The following is a 19454-nucleotide window of genomic DNA, read 5'->3' as shown; positions in this document are numbered from 1 at the left end:
GCGCCCTCCCGCCGGCGCCCGCGCGAACCACGCCTCCACCCGAGAACACGAGGAAGTCACCACCGCCATGCCCGACACCAACGGACCGCACCTGATCCGCGGCGCCCGCCCGCTCGGCGGGGACCCCGTCGACATCCTCATGGCCGACGGCCTGATCACCGCGATCGGCCCCGACCTGGAGGCCCCCGAGGGGGCCGAGACCGTCGACGCGACCGGACTGGTCGCCCTGCCCGGACTGGTGGACCTGCACACCCACCTGCGCGAGCCCGGGCGCGAGGACGCCGAGACCGTCGCGTCCGGCTCCCGCTCCGCCGCGGCCGGCGGCTACACCGCCGTCCACGCCATGGCCAACACCGACCCCGTCGCCGACACCGCGGGGGTCGTCGAGCAGGTCTGGCGCCTGGGCCGCGAGGCCGGCTACTGCGACGTGCGCCCGGTCGGCGCCGTCACCGTGGGCCTGGCGGGGGAGCGGCTCGCCGAGATCGGCGCGATGGCCGAGTCCGCCGCCCGGGTGCGCGTCTTCTCCGACGACGGCATCTGCGTCTCCGACGCCCTGCTCATGCGCAGGGCCCTGGAGTACGTCAAGGCCTTCGACGGCGTCGTCGCCCAGCACGCCCAGGAGCCCCGCCTCACCCAGGGCGCGCAGATGAACGAGGGCCGCGTCTCCGACCGGCTCGGCCTGCCCGGCTGGCCCGCCGTCGCGGAGGAGGCGATCATCGCCCGCGACTGCCTGCTCGCCCAGCACGTCGGCTCGCGCCTGCACGTGTGCCACGTCTCCACCAAGGGCTCGGTCGACATCATCCGCTGGGCCAAGGCCCGCGGCTGCGACGTGACCGCGGAGGTCACCCCCCACCACCTGCTCCTCACCGACGAGCTGGTGGAGAGCTACGATCCGATCTACAAGGTCAACCCGCCCCTGCGCACGGCCGAGGACGTGGAGGCACTGCGCGAGGGCCTGGCCGACGGGACCATCGACATCGTCGCCACCGACCACGCCCCGCACCCGAGGGAGGCGAAGGAGACCGAGTGGTCCACCGCCGCGATGGGCATGGTCGGTCTGGAGACCGCCCTGGCGGTCGTGCAGAGGACGATGGTCGACACCGGCCTGCTCACCTGGGCCGGGGTCGCCGACCGCATGTCCGCGGCGCCGGCCCGCATCGGCCGCGTCGGGGGGCACGGCCGCGAGCTCGCGGAGGGCGAGCCCGCCAACGTCGTCCTGTACGACCCGGCCGACCCGGTCGCGGTGGACGGTGCGGCCATGGCGACCAAGAGCAGCAACACCCCCTTCCGGGGCATGACCCTGCCGGGCCGGGTCCGCGCCACGTTCCTGCGCGGCACCCCCACCGTCCTGGAAGGCAAGATCAAGTGAACACGGCAGCGACAGCAGCGAACGCCCAGGCCGGTCCTGGTGCGGCAGAGGGGGGAAACGTGTCCGAGGAAACCGGCGGACCGGCGATTCTGGTGCTCGAGGACGGCCGGGTCTTCCGCGGCCGATCCTTCGGCGCCACCGGCGAGACCTTCGGCGAGATCGTCTTCAACACCGGCATGACCGGGTACCAGGAGACGCTCACCGACCCCTCGTACCACCGCCAGATCGTCACGATGACCGCGCCGCACATCGGCAACACCGGCGTCAACGACGACGACCCCGAGTCCGGCCGCATCTGGGTCGCCGGGTACGTCGTCCGCGAGCCCGCGCGCATCACCTCCAACTGGAGGGCCCGCCGGACCCTGGACGAGGAGCTGCGCCGCCAGGGCGTGGTCGGCATCGCCCTCACCGGCACCCGCGCCCTCACCCGCCACCTGCGCGACCGGGGCGCCATGCGCGCGGCCGTCAGCACCGTCGAGACCGACCCGGAGAAGCTGCTCGCCCGCGTCCTGGAGGCGCCCCGCATGGCCGGCGCCGACCTGGCCGCCGAGGTCAGCACGGACGCCGCCTACGAGGTCCTGCCCCCCGAGGGCGTCCCGACCCGGTTCCACGTCGCCGCCGTCGACCTCGGCATCAAGGCCATGACCCCCCAGCGCCTCGCCGAGCGCGGCTGCCGGGTCACCGTACTGCCCTCCGCGGCCACCGCGGAGGACATCCTCGCCCTGGACCCGGACGGCGTGTTCTTCAGCAACGGCCCCGGCGACCCCGCCACCGCGGACGGCCCCGTCGACGCCATGCGCGGCGTCCTGGACGCGGGCAAGCCGCTCTTCGGCATCTGCTTCGGCAACCAGATCCTGGGGCGCTCCCTGGGCCTGGGCACCTACAAGCTGCCCTTCGGCCACCGCGGCGTCAACCAGCCGGTGATCGACACCCGCACCCGCAAGGTCGCCATCACCAGCCAGAACCACGGCTTCGCCGTGGACGCCCCGCTCGACACCCCCTTCGACACCCCCTACGGCCGGGCCGAGGTCAGCCACATCGGCCTCAACGACCAGGTCGTCGAGGGCCTGCGGCTGCTGGACCGGCCCGTGTTCAGCGTCCAGTTCCACCCGGAGGCCGCCGCGGGCCCCCACGACGCCGCCGAGCTCTTCGACGAGTTCGTCACCCTGATGTCCGACGCCCAGCCCGCTCCGGCTGCCAAGTAGTTAGAGGAACAAGAGCATGCCGCGCCGTAGTGATCTTTCATCCGTCCTCGTGGTCGGCTCCGGCCCGATCGTGATCGGGCAGGCGGCCGAGTTCGACTACTCGGGCACCCAGGCCTGCCGTGTCCTGCGGGCCGAGGGCCTGCGGGTCATCCTGGTCAACTCCAACCCGGCCACGATCATGACCGACCCCGAGATCGCCGACGCCACGTACGTCGAGCCGATCACCACCGAGATGATCGAGAAGATCATCGCCAAGGAGCGCCCCGACGCGCTCCTGCCCACCCTGGGCGGGCAGACCGCGCTCAACGCCGCCGTCTCCCTGCACGAGGCCGGGATCCTGGACAAGTACGGCGTCGAGCTCATCGGCGCCAACATCGACGCCATCCAGTCCGGCGAGGACCGCGAGAGCTTCAAGCGCATCGTCGAGCGCATCGGCGGCGAGTCCGCCCGCTCGCGCATCTGCCACACCCTCCAGGAGTGCCTGGACGCCGCCGAGGCGCTGAACTACCCGGTCGTCGTGCGCCCCTCCTTCACCATGGGCGGCGCGGGCTCCGGCTTCGCGCACAACGAGACCGAGCTGCGCCGCATCGCCGGACAGGGCCTCGCGCTCTCCCCGACCACCGAGGTGCTCCTGGAGGAGTCCATCCTCGGCTGGAAGGAGTACGAGCTGGAGCTCATGCGCGACACCAACGACAACGTCGTGGTGGTCTGCTCCATCGAGAACCTCGACCCCATGGGCGTGCACACCGGCGACTCGATCACCGTCGCCCCCGCCATGACCCTCACCGACCGCGAGTACCAGGAGCTCCGCGACCTCGGCATCGCGGTCATCCGCGAGGTCGGCGTGGACACCGGCGGCTGCAACATCCAGTTCGCCGTCCACCCCACCACCGGCCGGGTCATCGTCATCGAGATGAACCCCCGGGTCTCGCGGTCCTCCGCCCTGGCCTCCAAGGCCACGGGCTTCCCGATCGCCAAGATCGCCGCCAAGCTCGCCGTCGGCTACACCCTCGACGAGATCCCCAACGACATCACCAAGGAGACCCCGGCCAGCTTCGAGCCCACGCTCGACTACGTGGTCGTCAAGGTCCCGCGGTTCGCCTTCGAGAAGTTCCCCGGGGCCGACCCCACCCTCACCACCACGATGAAGTCGGTGGGCGAGGCCATGGCCATCGGCCGGTCCTTCCCCGAAGCCCTCCAGAAGGCCATGCGCTCGCTGGAGAAGGCCGGGGTGGGGCTGTCCTGGGCGGGCAGCCCCGGTGACAAGGACGAGCTCCTCCGCAGGGCCGCCGTCCCCACCGAGCACCGGCTGCGCCAGGTCCAGCAGGCCTTCCGCGCCGGGGCCACCGTCGAGGAGCTCCACGAGTCCACGAGGATCGACCCGTGGTTCCTGGACCAGATGCTCCGGCTGGAGGAGGCGGCGCGCGTCCTCGCCGAGGCGCCCAAGCTCGACGCCGACCTGCTCCGCGAGGTCAAGGGCCTCGGCTTCTCCGACCTCCAGATCGGCGAGATCACCGGCCGGAGCGAGGACGTCGTCCGCGAACTCCGCCACGCCCTCGGCATCCACCCCGTCTACCTGACCGTGGACACCTGCGCCGCCGAGTTCGCCGCCCGGACGCCGTACCTGTACTCCAGCTACGACGAGGAGACCGAGGTCCCCGACGGCGACAAGCCCAAGATCATCATCCTGGGCTCGGGGCCCAACCGCATCGGCCAGGGCGTCGAGTTCGACTACTCCTGCGTCCACGCCTCCTTCGCCCTCTCCGAGGCCGGGTACGAGACCGTGATGGTCAACTGCAACCCCGAGACCGTCTCCACCGACTACGACACCAGCGACCGGCTCTACTTCGAGCCGCTCACCCTGGAGGACGTGCTGGAGGTCGTCCGCGCCGAGCAGCTCAGCGGCACGGTCGCCGGGGTCATCGTCCAGCTGGGCGGCCAGACCCCCCTCGGGCTGGCCCGCCGGCTCAAGGAGAACGGGGTGCCCATCATCGGCACCAGCCCCGAGGCCATCGACCTGGCCGAGGACCGCGGCGAGTTCGGCAAGGTCCTCGCCGAGGCGGGGCTGCCCGCACCCAAGTACGGCACCGCCTACTCCTTCGCCGAGGCCAAGGCCGCGGCGGACGAGATCGGCTACCCCGTCATGGTCCGCCCCTCCTACGTGCTGGGCGGCCGGGGCATGGAGATCGTCTACAGCGAGACGATGCTCGCCGACTACATCGAGCGCAACGCCCAGGTCAGCCCCGAGCACCCGGTGCTCATCGACCGCTTCCTGGACGACGCGATCGAGATCGACGTGGACGCGATCTACGACGGCACCGACCTGTACCTGGGCGGGGTCATGGAGCACATCGAGGAGGCCGGCATCCACTCCGGCGACTCGGCCTGCACCCTGCCCTCGATCACCCTGGGGCAGGAGGACATCGAGCGCATCCGCTACTCCACCGAGGCGATCGCCCGCGGCACCGGCGTGCGCGGCCTGATCAACGTCCAGTACGCGCTGGCCTCGGGCGTGCTCAACGTGCTGGAGGCCAACCCGCGCGCCTCCCGCACCGTGCCGTTCGTGTCCAAGGCGACCGCGGTGCCGCTCGCCAAGGCCGCCGCCCGCGTCATGGCGGGCACGTCCATCGCGGACCTGCGCGCCGAGGGCATGCTGCCCGCCACCGGCGACGGGGGCGACCTGCCCGCCGACGCCCCGGTGTCGGTCAAGGAGGCCGTGCTGCCGTTCAACCGGTTCATCGACAAGGAGGGCGAGGGGGTCGACACCATCCTCGGCCCCGAGATGCGCTCCACGGGCGAGGTCATGGGCCTGGACGTCGAGTTCGGCGCCGCCTACGCCAAGTCCCAGCTGGCCGTGAACGGCTCCCTGCCCACCCGGGGCAAGGTGTTCGTCTCCGTGGCCAACCGCGACAAGCGCTCGATGATCTTCCCGGTCAAGCGGCTCGCCGACCTGGGCTTCGACATCCTCGCGACCGAGGGCACCGCCGTGGTGCTGCGCCGCAACGGCGTGCGCGCCACCGTCGTGCGCAAGCACAGCGCGGGCCCCGGCCCCAACGGGGAGCGCACGATCGTGCAGCTCATCCACGAGGGCGGGGTGGACCTCATCGTCAACACCCCGTTCGGCAGCGCCGGCCAGGCCGGGCCGCGTCTGGACGGGTACGAGATCCGCACCGCCGCGGTGGTGCGCGGCGTGCCCAGCGTCACCACCGTGCAGGGGCTGGCCGCGGCCGTCCAGGCCATCGAGGCGCGCGTGCGCGGCGACGTCGGGGTGCGCTCCCTCCAGGAGCACGCCAGGGCGCTCAACGCCGGCCGGGAGTAGCCGGGGCCTCCCCGTCCGGGGCCCGGGCGGGCCCCGGACGGGACAGGGTGTGAGGAGCGCCACGGGGCGGTCCGGACACCGGCGGCGCGTGCCCCCCGATCCGCCGGGCACGGGCCGGGGGAGGCGGCCGCGGCGCCGTCCCCCGGGGGCGGCGCCGGTGCGCTGAGCGGGGCACGCCCACCGAACGGCCTAGGCTGTAGGGACAGGGCTGCCCCGCCTCCGGGCGGGGCCCCGGCAGTAGAGTGCGGGCGCCGCGGGGACTCCGCGGCGCCCGCGCGCCCGAGGCGAGAGAGGCTTCTCCGAGACCATGAGCGACAACGGACCGGTGCAGGTCAGGTGCCCCGTGCTGAACGTGCGCAGGGTGGACGCCTACTACGCCATCACCGTCGTCGCCCCGGGGATCGCCGAGCGGTTCCGTTCGGGCCAGTTCGTCTCGGTGGCGGTCGGCGGCGACCACTCCAGCACCCTGCTGCGCCGTCCCTTCGCCATCCACGACGTCAAGCCCGACTACGGCGGCACCGTCGAGTTCCTGTTCTCCGTGCGCGGCACCGGCACCGCCTGGCTGTCCGAGCGGAGGTCGCGCGACCTGCTGGACGTGGTCGGCCCCCTGGGCCGGCCGTTCCCGCTGCCGCGCGAACCCGTCAACTGCGTGCTCGTGGGCGGCGGTTCCGGCAGCGCGCCGCTGTTCCCGCTCGCCCAGTCGCTGCGCAGGCGCGGGTGCCGGGTCGACTTCGTGCTCGGCGGGGCCTCCGCCGACCGGGTGTTCAGCGCGATCACCGCCCGCCGCATCGCCGAGACCGCCGCCTTCACCACCGACGACGGCTCCTTCGGCACCAGGGGCCGGGTCACCGACGTCCTGGGCCGCGTGATCGAGGAGTGCCGGTCCGACGCGGTGTACGCCTGCGGCCCGATGCCCATGCTCCGCGCCGTCACCGCGGTGGCGGGCAGCCACGGGGTCCCCGTCCAGGTGGCGGTGGAGGAGACCATGGCCTGCGGCACGGGGATCTGCATGACCTGCGTGATCCCCGTGGTGGGGGAGGACGGCATCACCCGCATGGTGCGCTCCTGCGTGGACGGCCCGGTGTTCCGCGGCGAACAGGTGCGCTTCGACGACGTGGGGACCATCCCCTTCGACGCCCTGGGCGCCCCGGGGTGGAAGGGCTCCAGCGCCGCCCGCGCCGCCGAGTCGGCGCGCGACATCGCCTGACCCGGGCGGCGACACACACACGACCGAGTGAAGGCACGTGAACGCAGACCTCAGGACCCGGGTGGGCGGCATGGACCTGCCCAACCCCGTGGTGACCGCCGCCGGATGCGCCGGCTCCGGCCGTGAACTGTCCCAGTTCTTCGACATCGCGTCGATCGGCGCCGTGACGACCAAGTCGGTGATGCTGGAGCCCCACGCGGGGCGTCCGGCGCCGCGCATGGCCGAGACGCCCAGCGGCATGCTGAGCACGACGGGCATGCAGGGCCCCGGGGTGGACGTGTTCCTCCAGCGGGACCTGCCCTGGCTGCTGGCCCGCGGCGGCCGGGCCATCGTCTCCATCGCCGGGGCGGGGGTGGGCGAGTTCGGCGAGCTGGCCAGGCGGATCTCGGCGGCCGACGGCGTCAGCGCCATCGAGGTGAACCTGTCCTGCCCCGACCCGGCCGCCCCGTCGGGGCGCCACTTCGCCGACGACGCCTCCCACGCGGCGGCGGTGGTGCAGACGGTGCGCTCCCACGCCCGCTCGGACCTTCCGGTGCTGGCCAAGCTGGCCGCCGACGTCCCCGACGTGGTGGAGCTGGCCTCGGCGTGCGTGGAGGCGCGCGCGGACGGCCTGTCCATGATCAACACCGTGCGCGGCATGGCGGTGGACACCCGCACCCTGCGGCCCGCGGTGGCCGGGGGGATGGGCGGGCTGTCCGGCCCGGCGATCCGGCCGCTCGCCGTGGGGTGCGTCTACCGCGTGCACGAGGCGCTTCCCGGGGTGCCCATCATCGGGATGGGCGGCGTCCGCACGGGCGCCGACGTCCTGGAGTTCATGGCGGCCGGGGCGAGCGCCGTGGCGGTCGGCACGACCAACTTCTCCGACCCGTCCGCGTGCAGCCGCGTGCTCCGGGAGTTCACCGAGGCTCTGGAGGCGCGGGGCTTCGCCAGGGCCTCGGACGTGGTGGGAGCGGCCCACCGGCAGGGGGCCGGGGCGTGACAGGTCGGGCACACGGCGCACAAGGGCCCTGACCGGCCTGAACGGCGTTGAGATGGCTCTGTGCGACCAAACAGGCGCATCCTGGCGCAAGGGGGCGGTCTCGGGGGAGCGTCGGGCTGCGTCCGTCTGGGCGGCCGTTACGGGGAAGTGATACGGAATGGGCGCATGAAGCGACTCATCCGGGGAATCGCACACCTTGATGGTGTGCACAGGACAGTGGACGTGCATCGGCCGATGCTTCGGTAAGCACATCGGTAAGCACGTGCGGATGTTGCACGCACCGGCACGGAGCCGGTGGCACACGATTGGAGAGACCGACATGACCGCGCCTTCCGCGCCCATCGCCGTCGCGATCGACGCCGGGGACATCGAGACGGCGGCCACCTGGGCCTCGGCCGTCGCACCCCACGTGAGTACGGTCAAGGTGGGACTGGAGCTGTACCTGCGCTACGGGCCGGAGGTGGTCAGCGCGGTGCGCGGGGCCAGCCGGCTCGGGGTCTTCCTCGACCTCAAGCTCCACGACATACCGGCCACGGTCGAGGGCGCCGCGCGCAGTGTCGCGTGGCTGCGCCCCTCCTTCCTCACGGTGCACGCCTCCGGAGGGGCGGACATGGTCCGCGCGGCCGCGGAGGCGGCCCCGGACACCAGGATCGCCGCCGTGACCGTGCTCACCTCCATGGACGAGGCGGACCTGGAGCAGGTGGGGCTGCTCGGCCCGGCCCGGGACGCGGTGCGGCGCCTGTCCGCGCTGGCGGTGGGCGCCGGGGCGCGCGCCCTGGTGTGCTCCCCCCGGGAGGTGGCGCTGGTGCGCGCGGAGGTGGGGCCGGACGTCACCCTCATCACACCGGGAGTGCGCCCGGCGGGGGCTGACAGGGGGGACCAGTCGCGCGTCGCCACCCCGGAGGAGGCCATCGGTGCGGGGGCCGACCTGTTGGTCATCGGCCGCCCCATCACGCGGGCGCCGGACCCCGGCGCGGCGGCGGCCTCCCTCGCGGCCGCCGTGCGGCGGGCCGGGGCCAGGGTCTAGGGGAGGCGGACGGACGGGAGAACGGCGCCGGGAGCACCCTTCGACGGTGTCCCGGGGGGAGGGGCGAGGGGATCGAAGGATCCCGGGGACGAACCAACGAAGCGAGCTCATCACGCGCGGTTATGGATCACTGACGGTCACCAATTAGGTGTGTCCGAAACTCGGAACAGGCTGCCCGGAGTGACCCGGGTCACCCCTCTGTGACCTGCGCTGGTGACGCGCTTTGTGCTCGGCCCAATCGGGACCAAGGTCCTGTATTTCGTCTCCGACCGCAATTGAATGGTAACTCTACGTAGTTAGTTCGATGAAATAGCCGCTGAAAGGGCACTTTACGTTGCCTAACAGGGGTCAGACCTACTAACTTGCGCAGGCGTCCGCCCTCTACAAACGAGTAGAAATCCGAGGTGACCCGGCGTGGCCCTTCCTCCCCTCACACCTGAACAGCGCACCGCGGCTCTGGAGAAGGCCGCTAAGGCCAGAAAAGAGCGCGCGGAGGTCAAGAACAAGCTGAAGAACGGCGGCATCTCGTTGTCCGAGGTGCTCGCCAACGGCCTCAAGGACGACGTCATCGGCAAGATGAAGGTTTCGGCTCTGCTGGAATCCCTCCCCGGTGTCGGCAAGGTCCGTGCGAAGCAGATCATGGAGCGTCTCAACATCGCCGAGTCGCGCCGTGTCCGCGGTCTGGGGACCAACCAGCGCGCGGCCCTGGAAGCCGAGTTCGGTGACCTCACCAAGTAACACCCGGTAGGAGCAGTACGCAGTACGCCGGCCCGTCCGCGTCCCCCACAGTCGCGGCGGAGAGCGCGCCGCGACAGCGGCGGGCTCACGGTGAAGCCACAGCGCGAGCCGCGGTCGGCGGACGGATGGCCCCAGGTCACAACCGTCCGCCGCACCGCGGCTCGGTGGTATAAATGGATCTTCCCGCGACCGTTCGCGGACACCCCCGCACAGCAGCCGCCCGCACGGCGACGCGCCCGGTCCCGCCAGGTCCCCGGAGCGCGGCCGATGGCCTCCGGCCCCGCGGCGGACAGGCCCCGAAGGGAAGCCCCGAACACACATGCCTGAGCTCGCATCCGAGTCCCGTCCGGCCGAGAAGCGGTTGATCGTCCTGTCCGGCCCCTCGGGTGTGGGGAAGAGCACCGTGGTCGCCAACCTGCGGCGCGAGCACCCCGACGTGTGGCTCTCGGTCTCGGCCACCACCCGCGCGCCCCGGCCCGGCGAACAGGACGGCGTCCAGTACCACTTCGTCACCGACGAGGAGTTCGACCGCCTCGTCGCCGAGGACGAGCTCCTGGAGTGGGCCAGGTTCGCGGGCAACCGCTACGGCACCCCGCGCGGCCCCGTCCAGGCCCGCCTGACCGCCGGCGCCCCCGTGCTGCTGGAGATCGAGCTCCAGGGCGCCCGCCAGATCCGCGAGACCATGCCCGAGGCCTACCACGTCTTCCTCGCGCCGCCCTCCTGGGAGGAGCTGGTCCGCCGCCTCACCGGACGCGGCACCGAGTCCGACGAGGTCATCCGTCGCCGGCTGGAGGTCGCCAAGGTCGAGCTCGCCGCCGAGAAGGAGTTCGACACCACGCTCGTCAACACGTCCGTGCAGGAAGTGTGCGCCGAGCTGCTAGCGTTGATCGACGCGCCCAAGGTGTGATAGCGGCGGGGCCCACGGCCACCGCCGCCCGCGTCCGCCCGCGCCGGGTTCGCCCCCGGAGGCGCCGCGTATCCTCGAACACGTCCCGAACGATCACGTCACGGCTTCCGACGAGCCGGAGACCTTCCCTGGGGGTAAACGAAGTGGCTGGTACCGAGCCCGTCGCCGAAGGCATCACCAATCCGCCCATCGACGACCTGCTGCAGCTCGTCGACAGCAAGTACAGCCTGGTCACCATGGCCTCCAAGCGGGCCCGCCAGATCAACGCCTACTACGCCCAGCTCGGCGAGGGCCTCCTGGAGTACGTCGGCCCGCTGGTCGAGACCCAGGTGCAGGAGAAGTCCCTGTCCATCGCCCTGCGCGAGGTCAAGTCCGGCCTGCTCACCGCCGAGCCCTACGAGGGCACCTGATCCACCCCTCCGCCGCGGCCGTCCCGTGCCACGGGCCGGCAGGCGCGGCGGAGCCCGGCGCTGCCGCGGCGTGCCGCCGGAGCCCGCACACCGCCCTCCACCGCCCCGTCGGGCGCGCGGGGGGCGCGGCCGTCCGCGGGGTCGGCGCGTGCCCGCCCGGCCGGGCCTGGTAGAACTCCTTCCTGTGAGTGAGACACAGAGCGTTCCCCGGGTGGTCCTCGGCGTCGGCGGCGGCATCGCCGCCTACAAGGCGTGCGAGCTGCTCCGCCGTCTGACCGAGTCCGGCCACCGCGTCCGGGTCGTGCCCACCGCCGAGGCCCTCCGCTTCGTCGGCGAGCCCACCTGGGCGGCCCTGTCCGGACAGCCCGTCACCACCGGGGTGTGGGACGGGGTCGACGAGGTCCCGCACGTGCGCATCGGGCAGGAGGCCGACCTCGTGTTCGTGGCCCCGGCCACCGCCAACCTCATGGCGAGGGCCGCCGCCGGCCTGGCGGACGACCTCCTCACCAACACCCTTCTCACCGCGCGGTGCCCCGTGGTGTTCGCACCCGCGATGCACACGGAGATGTGGGAGCACCCCGCCACCCGGGCGAACGTGGCCACCCTGCGCGCGCGGGGCGCCGTCGTCCTCGACCCGGCCGTGGGACGCCTCACCGGCGCCGACAGCGGACGCGGCCGCCTCCCCGAGCCCTCCGAGCTGTTCGAGGCCGCACGGCTGGTCCTGCGCCGCGGAACCGCCGCCCCCGACCTGGCCGGCCGCCGCGTCGTCGTCTCCGCCGGGGGCACCAGGGAGGCCATCGACCCGGTCCGGTTCCTCGGCAACCACTCCTCCGGCAAGCAGGGGTACGCCCTGGCCCGCACCGCCGCGGCGCGCGGGGCCGACGTCACCCTCGTCGCCGCCAACGTCTCCCTGCCGGACCCGGCCGGGGCCCGTGTCGTGCGGGTGGGCTCGGCCGCCGAGCTCGCCGAGGCGATGGAGGCCGAGAGGCGCGGCGCCGACGCGGTCGTGATGAGCGCGGCCGTCGCCGACTTCCGGCCGGTCAGGAGCGTCGCCTCCAAGATCAAGAAGTCCGGTGCGGCCCCCGGGCCCATCGAGCTGGTCGAGAACCCGGACGTCCTGGCGGGCCTGGTGGCCTCCCGGGCGTCGGAGGCGCCCGGGCAGACCATCGTCGGGTTCGCCGCCGAGACCGACGACGTCGTCGCCAACGGCCGCGCGAAGCTGGAGAGGAAGGGCTGCGACCTCCTCGTGGTCAACCAGGTCGGGGGAGGGCGCGCGTTCGGCACAGAGGACAACCAGGCGGTCGTCCTGGGCGCCGACGGTTCCGTCACGGACATCCCGACCGGGCCCAAGGACGACCTCGCCGACCGTGTGTGGGACCTGGTCGTCGAACGCCTCCCCTGACGGCTTCCGCGGCCCCGGGCCCGCCTGTGTGGGCGTTCGCACAGGCAGACGGGGTGCCCGCGGACGAACAGCCTGGACACCAGGACTGGATTCCTACCGCCGAGTACGCCACACTGCGAACGGGTGTCCTTGCCGACATGCGACGCGGTCGGCAGCCGGACGCCCGTCCCCACCAGTCCGGTTACAGTGGACCGATAACCAACCGCGTCGGTCGGCATTGGCCGCCCCCGGCAGGCCGCCGGAGCGCTGTGCCGCACCGACACATGTCAGCCAGCAGCCGCTGCAAGGAGTCACGCAACGTGTCCCGCCGCCTTTTCACCTCCGAGTCGGTCACCGAAGGCCATCCCGACAAGATGGCCGACCAGATCAGTGACGCGATCCTCGACGCGATGCTCACCCACGACCCGCGCAGCCGGGTCGCCGTCGAGACGCTGATCACCACCGGTCAGGTCCACATCGCGGGTGAGGTCACCACCCAGACCTACGTCGACATCCCCGCCATCGTGCGCGAGAAGATCCTCCGGATCGGATACGACTCCTCCGCCAAGGGGTTCGACGGTGACTCCTGCGGGGTCAACGTCTCCATCGACGCCCAGTCCCCGGACATCGCCCAGGGCGTCGACACCGCCTACGAGGCGCGCGTCGAGAACGAGGACGACGCACTCAACCGGCAGGGCGCCGGCGACCAGGGCCTGATGTTCGGCTACGCCAACCGGGAGACCCCCGAGCTGATGCCGCTGCCGATCAAGCTGGCGCACTCGCTCTCCGAGCGGCTGGCGGCGGTCCGCCGCAACGGCACGGTGCCCTACCTGCGCCCGGACGGCAAGACCCAGGTCACGGTCGAGTACGAGGGCCAGGTCCCCGTGCGCCTCGACACCGTCGTCGTCTCCAGCCAGCACTCCGCGGACATCAACCTGGAGGAGATGCTCGCCCCGGACATCCGCGAGCACGTCATCGAGCCGGTCGTGGCCGCCTTCGGCCTGGAGTCCGACAACTACCGGCTGCTCGTCAACCCGACCGGCCGCTTCGAGATCGGCGGCCCGATGGGCGACGCCGGACTGACCGGGCGCAAGATCATCGTGGACACCTACGGGGGCTACGCCCGCCACGGCGGCGGCGCCTTCTCCGGCAAGGACCCGTCGAAGGTGGACCGCTCGGCGGCCTACGCCACCCGTTGGGTCGCCAAGAACATCGTCGCCGCCGAGCTCGCCGAGCGCGCCGAGGTCCAGGTGGCCTACGCCATCGGCAAGGCCCACCCGGTCGGTGTGTTCATCGAGACCTTCGGCACCGAGACGGTCGCCCCGGAGCTGATCGAGAAGGCCGTCAAGGAGGTCTTCGACCTCCGTCCGGCCGCGATCGTGCGCGATCTGGACCTGCTGCGCCCGATCTACTCCGCGACGGCCGCCTACGGCCACTTCGGCCGGGAGCTGCCCGAGTTCACATGGGAGAGCACCGAGCGGGCCGCCGCGCTGCGGTCGTTCGTGGGCGTCTGAGCCCGACCTCTCCCGCTCCGTCCCCGGACGGAGCCCGCCCCGGGGGCGGGCGGCCCGAGCGGCCGCCCGCCCCCGGTGTGTCCGCGCCCGCCTCCCGCATGGCGCACGGTCAAAACAACTACTCCGTGTTATGACATATGCACGCAAGGTAATTTTCTGTGCTCGCACGCGGAGGAAGCACCATGGCCGTGACCACGGCGATGTCGGCACTGGGCCTGGCGGCCATGATCGCCCTGCCCGGCGCCCACCACGCACCCGGCCCGGGCCCGTCGGCGGACGACGCGGCCGTACCGGGGGCGGACACCCTGCACGTGTCCCTGGGGACGCGCTCCGACGAGGAGCGGCTGAGCCCCGGGGACCACGTCGAGTACACCATCCGGGTGCGCAACTCCGGCGCCGGGGACCTCCCGGACGCCGAGATCGTCCAGTTCCTGCCGTCCACGATGCGCTACGTCTCGGGCTCGGCCGGGACCAGGGCCGGGGTCGAGGAGGGGCAGGTGACGTGGACCCACGACCTGGCGTCGGGCGAACGGGCGGACTTCCGGGTCACCGGGGAGATCACCGGGGTCCGGGAGGGCGGCGAGCACCCCGTCACCACCGTGTGCCTGCGGCCCGAGCCGGGGGCCGCGCTGGCCGCGTGCTCCTCCGCCGTGCACAGGGTCTACGGCTCGGTGCCCCTCGTCTGGGTGGTCGCGGGGCTGCTCCTCCTGGTCGCCTCCGCGGTCTGCGTCGGCGGCTACGCGCGCCACCGGGGCGACCGGCGGTCCGACCCGCTCCCGCACCTGCCCGGCGGCCCCGCACCGGAGCCCGCCGCGAACGTCAGGACGCTCACGGACGGCGCCGACGTCTACGAGCTGGACGCGCACCGCTAGCGGTCCGGACGGGACGCGCCGTACCGGGCGCACACGCGCAAGGGCCGCGCCCCGCGGGGCGCGGCCCTTGCGCACGCTGTGGCCCGGCCTGCTCAGCTCAGCTCGCCGAGGGCCTTCTCCGCCTCGGCCAGCCACGAGCGGCGCGCCTCCAGGGCGTCCTCGTGCTCCTTGACGCGGCGGTCGTCGCCCCGCTCCCTGGCCTTCTCCAGCTTGGCCTCCAGGTCGGTGATCGCCGCCGCCAGCTGGGACACCGTGTCCCTGGCGCGGGCGATCGCCTCCGGGTTGCTCCGCTCCCACTCGGCGTCCTCGGCCCGGCGCACACCGTCCTCGATCCGGCGGAAGGCGCCCTCGAGCTGGTCGCGCACGTCGCGGGGCAGCTCACCGGCCTCCTCCCACGCCTCCTGGAAGTCGCGCAGGCGGGCACGGGCCCGGCGCGGGTCGGAGATCCCCGGGATCTCCGCCTCGGCCTCGGCCAGGATCCGCTCCTTGGCCTCGGCGTTGACCCGCAGCTCCGCGTCGCGCTCGGCGAAGGTCGCGTTGCGCGCGTCGAAGAAGCGGTCCTGGGCCGCCTTGAAGCGCGTCCACAGCTTGTCCTCGCTCGCTCTGTCCGCGCGCCCGGTCCTCTTCCACTGCTGCATGAGGTCGCGGTAGGCGCGGGCCGTGGGCCCCCAGTCGTCGGAGCCCGACAGCGCCTCGGCCTCGGCGACGATGCGCTCCTTCTCCACGCGCACGGAGTCGCGCTCCTGGTCCAGGTTCGCGAAGTACGTCTTGCGGCGCTTGGAGAAGGAGTTGCGCGCGGCGGACATCCGCTTCCACAGCGCCTGCTCGGTGGGACGGTCGGCCCGGGGGGCCTTCTTCCACTCCTCGATGAGTTGCAGCATCCGCTCGCCGCCGGACTTCCAGTGCGTCGTCTCGGCCGCGACCCGCTCGGCCTCGGCGACGATGCGCTCCTTGGTCTCCCGGGCCTGCCCGCGGGCCTGCTCCTGCGCCTGCTTCTGCTCGACCTTGCGCTCCTCGGCGCGGCCGGAGAGGGCGTCCAGCCGCCTGCCCAGCGACTCCAGGTCGCCGACGGCGTTCGCATCGGTGACGGCGGAGCGCAGCTTGTCGATGTTCGACATCGCGGCGGCGGCGGACAGGTCCGTGCTGCGGAGCCGCTTCTCCAACAGCTCCACCTCGGTGACCAGGGCGTCGTACTTGCGTCGGAAGAACGCCAGAGCCTCCTCCGGCGCCCCCGCCTGCCACGATCCGACGACCCGCTCACCTTCGCTCGTGCGGACGTAGACCGTGCCGTCGTCGTCTACGCGGCCCCAAGGGTCCGTGGTCACCGTGTCCTCCTGCTGTCATGAGCCCCGCCGTGGGGCGGGCTCGGGTCGTCGCGCCGCTCGCGCGCCGCGTCGTGATGGGAACCACCGTGCTCAGCACGATATCCATACGATTCGACGGGCGGCGACGCGCCGTGATTCACATCGGCGCAGATCATGCGTGTCCGCGCGTCCCCGTGTGTCCCTCCGGGCCGCGCACCCGCCCGGAAGAGGCGCAGGTCGGGGCCTCGGCGCACACGACGACGGTGACCAATATGGCATTACCACGCGGTTTGGCAAAGAGGCGAGCCGCGCGCGGTGATCGAATGGTGATCAAACGCTTTCGCCGAGGTGCCCGACGGGTCGCCCCTCCTCCCGTGCCTCGGTAGGCTCTGCACCTGAGGGTTCGCGCGTTCCGAACCGCGGGCCCGCCCCTCCGACCGCGCACCCGACCGAGGACAGGACGACATCCGCCGTGCTCATCGCCGCACTTCCCACCGGGCCCCTCGCCGCGAACTGCTACGTGCTGGCACCGGCCCCCGGCGGCGACTGCATCGTCGTCGACCCCGGGCAGGAGGCGGCCGAACAGGTCGAGAAGGTGCTGTCGGAGCACGGCCTGACGCCCGTCGCGGTCCTGCTCACGCACGGGCACTTCGACCACGTGTGGTCGGCCGCCGAACTCGGCGGGCGCCACGGCGTGCCGGTCCACGTGCACGCCCGGGACCGCCACCTGCTCACCGACCCCGCCGCCGGGGTCGACCCCGGCTTCGCCGCCCGGCTGTCCTCCCTGCTGGGGGAGGGCCCCCACGCCGAGCCCTCGGACCTGGTCGAGGTGGCCGGGGGCGACACCCTGTCCCTCGCCGGCCTGGAGGTCGGGGTGGAGCACACCCCCGGGCACACCCCCGGGTCGGTCGTCTACACGGTCACCACGGAGGACGGGGTCCCCGTCATGTTCGCCGGCGACCTCGTCTTCGCCGGGTCCATCGGACGCACCGACTTCCCCGGCGGGGACCACGAGGCCATGCTGCGCAGCCTCGCCGACGCGGTCCTGGCCCGGCCCGACGGCACCCAGGTCCTGCCCGGCCACGGCCCCGCCACCACGGTCGAGCGGGAGCGCGCCACCAATCCGTACCTGCGCGACATCGCCGGCTGAGCCCGCCCGGACGACCCACCCCGCAGGAACGACGTGATGACCACCGAACACCGCAGAGGCGTCGACGCCCCGAGCGCGACCCCCCGGCCCCGCGACGGACGAGATACCCGCACCGGCCCCGCCTGAGGCGGGTTCCGGTGGTTTCCACACCGCCGTCCCCGGCCCCGGGGCCCGGGTGCGCGCGGGCGGTGTGCACAGGATCGGCCCGTACCAAAGCGCAGGTCGGGCACACTGGACACGAACCAAGACGCTGAAGGAGAAGTTCGTTGATACGCACGCATGAGGCAGGTGCGTTGCGCGCCGAGCACGCCGGCGCGACCGTTGTCCTCGCCGGCTGGGTGGCACGCCGCCGCGACCACGGCGGAGTGGTCTTCCTCGACCTGCGCGAAGCCTCCGGAGTGGCCCAGGTCGTCGTCCGCGAGGACGACCTGGCCCACGACCTCCGCGCGGAGTACTGCATCAAGGTCACCGGCACGGTCCGGGTCCGGCCCGAGGGCAACGAGAACCCCGAGATCCCCACCGGCGCGATCGAGGTCGCCGCCGACGAGATCGAGGTGCTCAGCGAGTCCGCCCCGCTGCCCTTCCAGCTGGACAGCGCCGCGGACGTGGCGGAGGAGACCCGCCTGCGCTACCGGTACCTGGACATCCGGCGCCAGGAGATGGCGGAGAACCTGCGCCTGCGCTCCAAGGCCACCTACGTCGCCCACGACGTCATGCGCGACCTCGGCTTCGTGTACGTCGAGACGCCGTACATGACCCGCTCCACCCCCGAGGGCGCCCGCGACTTCCTGGTCCCCGTCCGCCTCCAGCCGGGCCACTGGTACGCCCTGCCGCAGTCCCCGCAGCTGTTCAAGCAGCTGCTCATGGTCGGCGGCATGGAGCGCTACTACCAGCTCACCCGCTGCTTCCGCGACGAGGACCTGCGCGCCGACCGCCAGCCGGAGTTCACCCAGATCGACCTGGAGATGAGCTTCGTCGACGAGGAGGACATCTTCGCCGTCGGCGAGAAGCTGTTCACCCGCCTCCTGCGCGAGGTGCGCGGCGTCGAGCTGCCCGAGCGGTTCCCCCGGATGCGCTTCGCCGAGGCCATGGACCGGTTCGGCTCCGACAAGCCGGACCTGCGGTTCGGCCAGGAGCTGGTCGAGGTCACCGAGTACTTCGCGGACACCCCGTTCCGGGTCTTCAAGGCCCCCTACGTGGGCGCCGTGGTCATGCCGGGCGGCGGGTCCCAGACCCGCAAGGAGCTGGACGCCTGGCAGGAGTGGGCCCGCTCGCGCGGCGCCAAGGGCCTGGCCTACGTGCTCGTCCAGGAGGACGGCACCCTGGGGGGCCCGGTCGCCAAGAACCTGTCCGACACCGAGCGCGAGGGCCTGGCCGCCGAGGTCGGCGCGGCGCCCGGCGACGCCGTCTTCTTCGCGGCGGGCAAGCGCTCCGAGAGCCAGGAGCTGCTCGGCGCCGCGCGCCTGGAGATCGGCAAGCGGTGCGACCTGATCGACACCTCCCTCTGGGAGATCCTGTGGATCACCGACATGCCGCTGTTCGAGGAGGCCGACGAGGAGGGCTCCTGGAAGCCGGTGCACCACCCCTTCACGGCTCCGGCCGTCGAGGACGAGGACGACTTCCAGGAGCACCCGGGCACCACCAACTCCCGGGCCTTCGACCTGGTGCTCAACGGCTACGAGCTCGTCTCGGGGTCCATCCGTATCCACCGTGCCGAGATGCAGCAGCGCGTCTTCGACACGATCGGCCTGAGCAAGGCCGAGGCGGAGTCCAAGTTCGGATTCCTGCTCGAGGCGTTCAAGTTCGGCCCGCCCCCGCACGGCGGCCTGGCCGTGGGCTGGGACCGGATCATCATGCTCCTGGCCGGACAGCCGACCATCCGCGAGGTCATCGCGTTCCCGAAGACCGCTTCGGGCGGGGACCCGCTGACCGGGGCGCCCACCCCCATCACCGGGGCCCAGCGGGCCGAGGCCGGGGTGGACGCGGACCCGGAGGCCGAGGCGCAGGCCGGGGCCGGCCGGAAGTAGGTCCGGAGGGGCCCTGAGGACCCTGTGACGGGGGCGGTGCGCGGT

The 19454-nt window shown here is 72.6% G+C and carries 15 protein-coding genes; 14 read left to right on the top strand and 1 reads right to left on the bottom strand.

Features of this window, described 5'->3' with window-relative positions; all coding sequences use genetic code 11:
* Positions 1-67 precede the first annotated feature (67 nt).
* From ACFQBR_RS29640 to ACFQBR_RS29585, 12 genes are all read left to right on the top strand, one after another.
* Complete coding sequence (locus ACFQBR_RS29640) at positions 68-1369, top strand: dihydroorotase (RefSeq protein WP_267948910.1); 1302 nt, start codon at positions 68-70, stop codon at positions 1367-1369.
* Positions 1370-1428: 59 nt separating this feature from the next.
* Positions 1429-2574 (top strand): glutamine-hydrolyzing carbamoyl-phosphate synthase small subunit, encoded by a 1146-nt coding sequence (gene carA, locus ACFQBR_RS29635; RefSeq protein ID WP_267948911.1) that lies wholly within the window; start codon positions 1429-1431, stop codon positions 2572-2574.
* A 16-nt stretch (positions 2575-2590) separates the two neighbouring features.
* Entirely contained in the window at positions 2591-5893 is a 3303-nt protein-coding gene (gene carB / locus ACFQBR_RS29630) for a carbamoyl-phosphate synthase large subunit (RefSeq protein WP_344182861.1), read from the top strand.
* A gap of 307 nt (positions 5894-6200) precedes the next feature.
* Positions 6201-7100, top strand: coding sequence for a dihydroorotate dehydrogenase electron transfer subunit (locus ACFQBR_RS29625; RefSeq protein ID WP_267948913.1), 900 nt, complete (start codon positions 6201-6203; stop codon positions 7098-7100).
* Between the two features lie 37 nt (positions 7101-7137).
* Positions 7138-8079, top strand: a complete 942-nt coding sequence (locus ACFQBR_RS29620) for a dihydroorotate dehydrogenase (protein ID WP_267948914.1) — start codon at positions 7138-7140, stop codon at positions 8077-8079.
* A 319-nt stretch (positions 8080-8398) separates the two neighbouring features.
* Positions 8399-9106, top strand: coding sequence for an orotidine-5'-phosphate decarboxylase (gene pyrF / locus ACFQBR_RS29615; RefSeq protein WP_344182859.1), 708 nt, complete (start codon positions 8399-8401; stop codon positions 9104-9106).
* Positions 9107-9520: 414 nt separating this feature from the next.
* Complete coding sequence (gene mihF / locus ACFQBR_RS29610; RefSeq protein ID WP_267948916.1) at positions 9521-9844, top strand: integration host factor, actinobacterial type; 324 nt, start codon at positions 9521-9523, stop codon at positions 9842-9844.
* Between the two features lie 319 nt (positions 9845-10163).
* A complete protein-coding gene (gene gmk / locus ACFQBR_RS29605; RefSeq protein ID WP_267948917.1) occupies positions 10164-10751 on the top strand; it encodes a guanylate kinase in 588 nt (195 codons plus the stop codon).
* 143 nt (positions 10752-10894) lie between these two features.
* On the top strand, positions 10895-11161 hold the full coding sequence (gene rpoZ, locus ACFQBR_RS29600; RefSeq protein ID WP_267948918.1) for a DNA-directed RNA polymerase subunit omega: 267 nt from the start codon (positions 10895-10897) through the stop codon (positions 11159-11161).
* 211 nt (positions 11162-11372) lie between these two features.
* A complete protein-coding gene (gene coaBC / locus ACFQBR_RS29595; RefSeq protein WP_267950309.1) occupies positions 11373-12563 on the top strand; it encodes a bifunctional phosphopantothenoylcysteine decarboxylase/phosphopantothenate--cysteine ligase CoaBC in 1191 nt (396 codons plus the stop codon).
* 299 nt (positions 12564-12862) lie between these two features.
* Positions 12863-14056 (top strand): methionine adenosyltransferase, encoded by a 1194-nt coding sequence (metK, locus tag ACFQBR_RS29590; RefSeq protein WP_267948919.1) that lies wholly within the window; start codon positions 12863-12865, stop codon positions 14054-14056.
* Between the two features lie 182 nt (positions 14057-14238).
* Positions 14239-14928: a hypothetical protein gene (locus ACFQBR_RS29585; RefSeq protein ID WP_344182856.1), complete on the top strand. Its 690-nt coding sequence runs from the start codon at positions 14239-14241 to the stop codon at positions 14926-14928.
* 92 nt (positions 14929-15020) lie between these two features.
* Here ACFQBR_RS29585 and ACFQBR_RS29580 read toward each other — a convergent pair whose 3' ends face one another.
* Positions 15021-16253, bottom strand: a complete 1233-nt coding sequence (locus ACFQBR_RS29580; protein WP_267948921.1) for a DUF349 domain-containing protein — start codon at positions 16251-16253, stop codon at positions 15021-15023.
* A gap of 451 nt (positions 16254-16704) precedes the next feature.
* On the opposite strand from ACFQBR_RS29580, the gene ACFQBR_RS29575 reads away from it, so the two are divergent.
* Both ACFQBR_RS29575 and aspS read left to right on the top strand, forming a co-directional pair.
* Positions 16705-17382 carry an MBL fold metallo-hydrolase gene (locus ACFQBR_RS29575; RefSeq protein WP_267948922.1) on the top strand — a complete coding sequence of 226 codons (678 nt, stop codon included), beginning with the start codon at positions 16705-16707 and terminating at the stop codon, positions 17380-17382.
* A gap of 266 nt (positions 17383-17648) precedes the next feature.
* Complete coding sequence (gene aspS, locus ACFQBR_RS29570; RefSeq protein WP_344182854.1) at positions 17649-19409, top strand: aspartate--tRNA ligase; 1761 nt, start codon at positions 17649-17651, stop codon at positions 19407-19409.
* Positions 19410-19454 lie beyond the last annotated feature (45 nt).

The organism is Nocardiopsis tropica, assembly GCF_042660575.1.
GTDB classification, from domain to species: domain Bacteria; phylum Actinomycetota; class Actinomycetes; order Streptosporangiales; family Streptosporangiaceae; genus Nocardiopsis; species Nocardiopsis tropica.
Note: the sequence above shows the minus strand (reverse complement) of the source record. Positions and strands in the feature narration are given on the sequence as shown.